Annotated in this window: 6 protein-coding genes; 3 read left to right on the top strand and 3 right to left on the bottom strand. The window is 69.3% G+C overall.

All coding sequences use genetic code 11. The features are described from left to right. Positions 1-243: 243 nt before the first annotated feature. The 3 genes from AB0B89_RS33235 (at position 244) to AB0B89_RS33225 (ending at position 3739) form a co-directional block, all read left to right on the top strand. Positions 244-771 carry a hypothetical protein gene (locus tag AB0B89_RS33235; protein ID WP_358560683.1) on the top strand — a complete coding sequence of 176 codons (528 nt, stop codon included), beginning with the start codon at positions 244-246 and terminating at the stop codon, positions 769-771. Between the two features lie 8 nt (positions 772-779). Then, on the top strand, positions 780-3362 hold the full coding sequence (locus tag AB0B89_RS33230; protein ID WP_358560680.1) for a peptidase domain-containing ABC transporter: 2583 nt from the start codon (positions 780-782) through the stop codon (positions 3360-3362). A gap of 83 nt (positions 3363-3445) precedes the next feature. Next, the gene (locus AB0B89_RS33225) at positions 3446-3739 is read left to right on the top strand and encodes a Dabb family protein (protein WP_358560677.1); all 294 of its coding nucleotides are present in this window, start codon (positions 3446-3448) and stop codon (positions 3737-3739) included. Between the two features lie 124 nt (positions 3740-3863). Here AB0B89_RS33225 and AB0B89_RS33220 read toward each other — a convergent pair whose 3' ends face one another. The 3 genes from AB0B89_RS33220 to AB0B89_RS33210 form a co-directional block, all read right to left on the bottom strand. Continuing rightward, complete coding sequence (locus AB0B89_RS33220; protein ID WP_358560675.1) at positions 3864-4085, bottom strand: DUF6458 family protein; 222 nt, start codon at positions 4083-4085, stop codon at positions 3864-3866. A gap of 130 nt (positions 4086-4215) precedes the next feature. Continuing rightward, entirely contained in the window at positions 4216-6039 is a 1824-nt protein-coding gene (locus tag AB0B89_RS33215) for an acyl-CoA dehydrogenase (RefSeq protein WP_358560673.1), read from the bottom strand. Between the two features lie 144 nt (positions 6040-6183). Further along, positions 6184-7587 (bottom strand): hypothetical protein, encoded by a 1404-nt coding sequence (locus AB0B89_RS33210; RefSeq protein WP_358560672.1) that lies wholly within the window; start codon positions 7585-7587, stop codon positions 6184-6186. Positions 7588-7688: the final 101 nt, after the last annotated feature.

Below are 7688 nucleotides of genomic sequence, written 5' to 3'. Positions count from 1 at the left end.
GGCGGAGCGGCCGGTCCGCTCCGCCGCCACCACCATGTGAGGCCGCTTCCCCGCCCAGTCCACGCAGGTCAGAGCCCTGTCAGTCCACGCAGGTCAGAGGCCGTACCAAGGGCACTCACATCAAGCGGCAAGTGGGTTCCAAGTAGACGCGCCTAGCTTCGTCCTCGGCAGGCGATCCCGCGACGGATCCGGCGAGCGAGGCGATTGAGACATGATTCCCATACTGAGCGGCCGGGGCGCCAGGTGAACCGCCCGATCTTCCGCGAGGAGGCGCTGCGCCGGTACAGCGATCCGTCGACGCGGACGAGCAAACCCCTGATCATCCGCAGGGCGTGGTTCGTACTGCTCTGGGCGTTGGTAGCACTGCTCTGCGTCGCCGTGGCGGGCCTCACACTCATACAGGTGCCCAACCTCGTGACCGTCCAGGTGACGGTCACCCGGTACAAGGCCGACCCCACGCCGCGCTTCGACGTGACGGCCCAGGTGCCGCAGGACCATGCCCTGCCTCGCGTGCATGACGAGACGACGGTACGGCTGGCGGGCGAAGCGAGGCCGCTTGACTGTCGCGTCGCCGACCCGGGCGGCCCCGTCATCGGCGTGGACGAGCTCAAGAAGCGATTCGGCACGGCGAAGGGGCCCGCCCGCCTGGCCGTGCTGTCCTGCATCGCGTTCGGCACCGAGGCCCGCAGACTCGTCGGCCGGACCGGCGAGGCCGTGATCACCAGCGGAACCGTCACGGCCGGAACCCTCCTGCTGGGAGGCCACTCGTGATCGGCGTGATGAGAAGGCGCGTGCCGGTCGTCCTGCAGAACTCGATCACCGAGTGCGGGGCGGCGTGCCTGGCCATGGTGCTGTCATACCACGGGCGCCGCGTCTCGCTCCACGAGATCACCGACCGGCTCCAGATCGGCAGGGACGGGCTCAGCGCGCTGGCCATCGTGTCGGGCGCCCGCGAGTCGGGGCTCACGGCCAAGGCGTTCTCCCTCGAACCCGAGGACCTCGCCCGGATCCCCATGCCCGCCATCGTGCACTGGGAGTTCAACCACTTCGTGGTGGTCGAACGCTGGACGCCCGAGCGGGTGGACATCATCGACCCCGGACCCGGGCGGCGCAGGCTCACGGCCGAGGAGTTCAACAACGGCTTCACCGGTGTCCTGATGGCGTTCGAACCGGGCCCGATGTTCCACCGGGGCAGTTCCAGCGCGGCGAGCACCTGGCGGCGTCAGTTCCTCAAGACCCTCGTCATGCGCCGGCGGGGCCTCCTGGCACAGGTCGTGTTCGCCTCTCTCCTGCTGCAGGTGCTCGGGCTGGCGCTGCCGCTGTTCTCGCAGGTGCTGGTGGACCAGGTGCTTCCCATGGGAGCCGACACGTTCCTCAGCCTGCTCGGCGGTGGGTTGCTGCTGGCCACGCTGACGCAGTTCGTGGTCGGGGCCCTGCGGTCGGTGCTCCTGGTGTCGGTGAGGGCGAGCGCCGACGCCGAGCTGACCCGGGGCGTGGTCTCCCATCTGGTCGCTCTGCCCTATCGCTATTTCGCGCTGCGAGGCACGGGAGACCTGGTCACCAGGGCGAGTAGCGTCGCGGTGCTCAGGGACATGCTCACCGGGCAGATCCTCTCCGCCCTCCTCGACGGGCCGCTCGCCATCGGCTACCTGATCCTGGTCTTCGTACGGGATCCGCTGTTCGGCGCGTGCCTGGTCGGCATCGCCCTCCTGCAGATCATCCTGCTGCTGGCGACCACCCGCCGGGTCAACTACCTCGCCCAGCAGGAGCTGACCGCGTTCTCCGCGACGCAGACCCACCTGATCCAGGCCATCGGCGGCATCGAGACCCTGAAGGCGTCCGGGGCCGAGGACCACGCGGTGGAGCAGTGGTCCAGGAACTTCACCACCCAGCTCAACGCGGACGTACGGGGTGGGATCACGCAGGGCCTGCTGGAGGCGACCCTCGGCGCCATCCGGATCCTGGCGCCCCTCGGCCTGCTGTGGATCGGAGCCTGGCGGGTGCTCGACGGGGACCTCACCCTCGGCGCGCTGCTCGCGCTGAACGCCATCGCGGTCGCGGCGCTCACCCCGCTGTCGTCGCTGATGTCCAGCCTGCAGAGCCTCCAGCAGGCCGGCGCCCACTTCGACCGGCTCTCCGACATCCTCTCCTCCGAGCCGGAACCGGCCGAGGGTATCGAGGTCCTGCGCCTTCGCGGCGCGGTGGAGCTGCGAAACGTCGGCTTCCGGTACGACCCGAGGGCACCCTGGACGCTCCAGGACATCTCGCTGAAGATCGCGCCCGGTCAGAAGGTGGCACTGGTCGGATCTTCGGGGTCGGGCAAGAGCACGCTGGCCCGGTTGCTGCTGGCCCTGCACACCCCCACCACCGGCGAGATCCGGTTCGACGGGGTGCCGGTGAACGAGCTGAACCTCCGCACACTGCGGCGCCAGTTCGGGGTGGTCACCCAGGACCCGTCACTCTTCACCGGCACCATCAGGGAGAACATCGCCCTCAACGACCCGATGGCGTCGCTCGGCCGGATCACCGAGGCGGCCCGGATCGCGCGTCTCGACGACGAGATCAGGCAGATGGCGATGGGGTACGAGACCATGCTCACCGAGGGCGCCGGCCTCTCGGGTGGCCAGAAGCAGCGGCTGGCGCTCGCCCGCGCGCTGCTCTCCCGGCCGAAGATCCTCCTGCTCGACGAGGCCACCAGCAACCTCGACAGCGAGAGCGAGGCGGCCATCGAGGGTCACCTCGCGCAGCTCACCCAGACCAGGATCGTCATCGCCCACCGGCTGAGCACGATCCGCGACGCGGATCTGATCCTGGTGGTCGACGGAGGCCACATCGTCGAACGCGGCACCCACGACGAACTGCTCGCCTTGGGAGGCCGCTACGCCTCCCTGGTAGCCGCCCAGACCGACAAAACCCAGCAGCCCGACAAAGCTCAGCAGACCGAGAACGCACACCAGGCCAACAACGCCCGTCAGCCAGACGACGCCAACCAGCTCGACATCCCTCACGCGACCGACCATGCCCGCCAGCCCCACGGCGTCCGCGCGATGGACGGCGCCCGCCGGACCGACAGCGCCCACCAGACCGTGGGAGTCCCCACGGCCCTCAGCGTCCTCCAGTCCATGGGCGTCCCCCAGACCGTGGGCACCCCACCGCCGCCGGAGCTCCAGCGAGGCGTTCCCGCGCGGCACGAGGAACACAATCGGACCGTCCCCCTGGCCAGGCGCCGGGCCCGCGTGGACCCCGACAGGACCCAGCCCCTGTCCCACCGCCCACCCGACCCGGCCGACACCGACACCACCGTGACCGCCTACCCCAGGGCGCACCGCCCTCCGCGAGACGGCGACCGCCCCGAACGCTGACGTCGTGGCGGTTCGGAGGGGCACTGATCCGGTGTCATGGGCTGGGCCGTACGCTGGCGGCTCGGGCGAGTTAAGGAGAGATCATGTTCCGGCATGTTGTGCTGTTCACCTGGGTCGCTGGGGCCACGGAGGAGCAGAAGGCCACCGTGGAGGCAGGCCTCAGGGAACTGCCGGGGGTGATCCCTGAGATCCGTCGCTATGAGATCGGCGGCGATGCGGGCATCAGTCCTGGCAACTACGAGTTCGCGGTCGTGGCCGACTTCGACTCCGAGGAGGACTACGTCGCCTATCGCGACCACCCCGTGCACCGTGCCCTGATAGCGGACACCATCAGGCCGATCCTCGCCAACCGGGCCGCTGTGCAGTACGTGATCTAGCAGTCGGCGGCGATCACGACGCGACCGGACCGCGACGCGGCCGGAGAAGCCCGCGAGCGGTGATGTGGTGAGCGGTGATGGGCCGCGCGCGGTGAGCGGTGATGGGCTGTGCGCCGTGGGCGGCTCAGACGCTTGGCGGGTTCTCGCGGTGCTGGAGCTCGGTGTCGGAGGTCTGGCCGCGTCTGGACATCAGGAAGAAGCTCAGCAGCAGCCCGACGGCGCCGACGATCATGAAGATCACACCGATGACGTCGATGTGCACGCTGTCGCCGAGAACGTCGGGCTCGATCGCGAACTTCAAGATCGCCCCGATGGTCAGGAAGAAGATGCTGACCCCTACCCCCATGTAGACCTCCGGGCTCGATGTTCAGGTAAAGAGCGTCTCGCGGCAGGGTAATACCCAGCCGCGAGCGCTCACACTACCGATTTATCCGGCGAGCGCGCGGGAGCGACGTACCGCCAGAGTGAGCCGTGGATCAGAAAGCGTCCTCGGGGAGGTCCATCAGGGTCTGGTCGGTGGCGGCGAGGGTGTGGCGCTCGGCGGAGAGGCGCGGCAGGACGGTCTGCGTGAAGAAGGAGGCCGCGGCCACCTTGCCCGTGTAGAACGCCTTGTCGCGGTCCGAGTCGCCGAGGGCCTTGAGCGCCACCTCGGCCTGGCGGAGGAGCAGCCAGCCGATCACGAGGTCGCCCAGGCTCAGCAGGAACCTGGTGGTGTTGAGGCCGACCTTGTAGACCTCTCTCGGGTTCTCCAGGGACCCGATCGCCCAGCCGGCCATGGTGTCGGCCATCGCCTTGATGTCGTCGGCGGCCCCGTCGAGTAGCTTGCGCTCCTCCTTGAGCCTGCCGTTGCCGGCCTCGGAGGCGGCGAAGGCCTTGACGTCGGCGAGCAGGGCACCGAGCGCGGCGCCCTGGTTGCGCAGGACCTTGCGGAAGAACAGGTCCTGGCCCTGGATCGCCGTGGTGCCCTCGTAGAGCGAGTCGATCTTGGCGTCCCGGATGTACTGCTCGATCGGGTAGTCCTGGAGGTAGCCGGAACCGCCCAGCGTCTGCAGCGAGCGGGCCAGCATCTCGTACGACCGCTCGGAGCCGACGCCCTTGACCAGCGGGAGCAGCAGGTCGTTCATCGCCTCCGCGGCCGTGTCCCTGGTGCCCTCGAACTCGGCGATCTGCGCCGTGTCCTGGAAGGTCGCCGTGTGGAGGACCAGCGCGCGCATGCCCTCGGCGTACGCCTTCTGGAGCATGAGCTCGCGGCGTACGTCCGGGTGGTGGGTGATGGTCACGCGCGGGGCGGCCTTGTCGGCCATCTGGGTGAGGTCCGCGCCCTGCTTGCGCTCCTTGGCGTACGCCAGAGCGTTGAGGTAGCCGGTGGACAGGGTGGCGATCGCCTTGGTGCCGACCATCATGCGGGCGTGCTCGATGATCATGAACATCTGCCTGATGCCCTCGTGTACTCCGCCGATGAGCGTGCCCACGGCGGGGTGCTTCTCGCCGAAGGTGAGCTCGCAGGTCGTGGAGGCCTTGAGGCCCATCTTGTGCTCGACGTTGGTCACGTAGACGCCGTTGCGCTCGCCGAGCTCACCGGTCTCGAGGTCCACGTCGTACTTCGGCACGAGGAACATCGACAGGCCCTTGGTGCCGGGACCCGCGCCCTCGGGGCGGGCGAGCACCAGGTGGAAGATGTTGTCGGCCATGTCGTGCTCGGCGCTGGTGATGAAGCGCTTGACGCCCTCGATGTGCCAGGTGCCGTCGGGCTGCTCGACGGCCTTCGTCCGGCCGGCGCCGACGTCCGAGCCGGCGTCCGGCTCGGTGAGGACCATCGTGGCGCCCCACTGCCGCTCGATGGCGTGCTCGGCGAACCGCTTCTGCTCCTCGGTGCCGATGACGTGCAGCACGTGAGAGAAGGCGGGGCCGCTCGCGTACATCCAGATGGCGGGGTTGGAACCGAGGATCATCTCGGCCGCCGCCCAGGTCACGCTGCGCGGCAGGCCGGGGCCGCCAAGCTCCTCCGGAAGGTCGAGGTTGGTCCAGCCCGCGTCCCGGAAGGTCTCGAAGGACTTCTTGAACCTGGGCGGCATCGTCACCGTGCTGGTGGCGGGGTCGAAGACCGGCGGGGTCCGATCGCCCTCTTCGAAGGAGTCGGCGAGCACGCCGGTGGCGAGGCGGTTGACCTCGTCCAGGACACTTCGCACGGTGTCCTCGTCCACATCGGCGAACCGTCCGGTTCCCAGGATCTCGCTGCGGCCGAACACCTCGAAGAGGTTGAACTCCAGGTCGCGGACGTTGCTCTTGTAGTGGCCCATGGTTGTGCGTCTCCTCGAACCAGGCACGCGGCTTCATAACGTACTCGTCAGTAACCTTACCCTCCTATGCTACCCGTGAGTAACCCCTAAAAAACGGTGTCAACGTGGCATTCACCACTAAACAACCGGTACGTAAGCTCCCGGCTACGCAGGCGATCGGCTCCGGAGCCGGCGTACGGCGGCGGCCAGATCCGCCGCCCCCAGAGCGCCCGCCAGGCAGGCCACGGGGATCACCGGGAGGACGTACCGGTGGTCGAAGTCGAGCACGGCCACCGGGCCCACCAGCAGGACCATCGCCACGCCCCAGGGCAGCGCCGCCGAGCGCCGCCCGACCACCGCGCCGAGCCCGCCGAGCAGCAGGATCGCCGCGATCACCGGGCCGCGCAGGTACGCCGGGTACTGGTAGGCGATGAGGAAGCCCGCGTAGGGATCCACGGAGCGCAGACCGCGCACGCTCGGGTCGTACTCCTGGCGCACCTTCTGGACGAGGGGGTAGTCCGGCAGCCCCCACTGTCCCCGCGCGAAGCCGAAGGCGGGCGTCGTCCTCTCCGGATGCCGTACGGGCGTCCAGGCGAAGGTCAGCGTGGTGTCGCGGGCCACTTCGGCCAGGTAATCGAGCGGCTGGGCCACGATGGCGCGCAGCGCGAAGGAGCGGGCCAGGTCGTTGTTGCCTTCACGGCCACCGGGCAGCCGGTTGAGCGAGGCGTCCGGGTCCCAGACGTACTCCGACGCCGCGTCCTGGTGCGCCTCGTTCGGGCAGAGCGCGGCCTCCGCGCGCGGCGGTCTGATCACGGCGCAGTCGGCGAACGTCATCGTCCGCGCCCACAGCACGGCCCCTTCCCCGCCGGTCAGGGCGAACTTCCCGTTGACCTGGGCGTTCCAGCCGGCGTACGCGACGAGCGGCAGAGCTGCCGCGATGGCGACGGCCGCCGGCCCGCGCGGGCCGGCGCGCCGTACGGCCAGGTAGAGCACCACGAGCACGAGAAGGGGAAGCGCGATCGTACGGGTGAGCGTGGCGAGCGCCAGCAGTACGCCGGCGGCGGCGCAGGCCGTGGCCGACGGCCGGGGCGACCAGAGCAGGACCGTGAGCGCGGCGGCGACGAGGAAGATGAACATCGTGTCGGACAGGACACCGGTCTCCAGCCGGAGGAACGACGCGTCGAACAGGATGGGCACCGCCGCGAGCGACGCGCCCCAGGCGGGCAGCGACCGGCGGCGCAGCACCGCGTAGCTCATCACCCCGATGCCGAGTCCCATGGCGTGCTGCACCCCCACCACCACGGCGACGCTGTGGAACGGCCGCAGCAGCCACAGCAGCAGGGGATAACCGCTCGGATGGAACCCGAGGGACGGCCGTAAGTGCGCTGCCACGTCGAGATAGGTGAACGAGTCGTACCAGTACAACTGGGCCGGCCGAAACCCCAGCATCGTCACCACCCGCAGCCCCGCCGCGAGAGCCAGGACCGTCACGAACAGCCGATGGGCGCCGACCGCTCCTCGTATCCGCGCCGGCAGGGCGGTGCGCGACAGGGGAACACGAGTGAGCACGGCGAATGTCGCCGGCCAGGCTTATGGGACCACCGAGGGTGGTTTTCTGCCACGAGCATGGGACCACCCGGTTGCCAGTGATGGGACCACCCCGCGTGTCG

The organism is Sphaerisporangium sp. NPDC049002, from assembly GCF_040649355.1.
Taxonomy (GTDB): domain Bacteria; phylum Actinomycetota; class Actinomycetes; order Streptosporangiales; family Streptosporangiaceae; genus Sphaerisporangium.
This window is presented reverse-complemented; position numbering and strand designations above follow the sequence as displayed.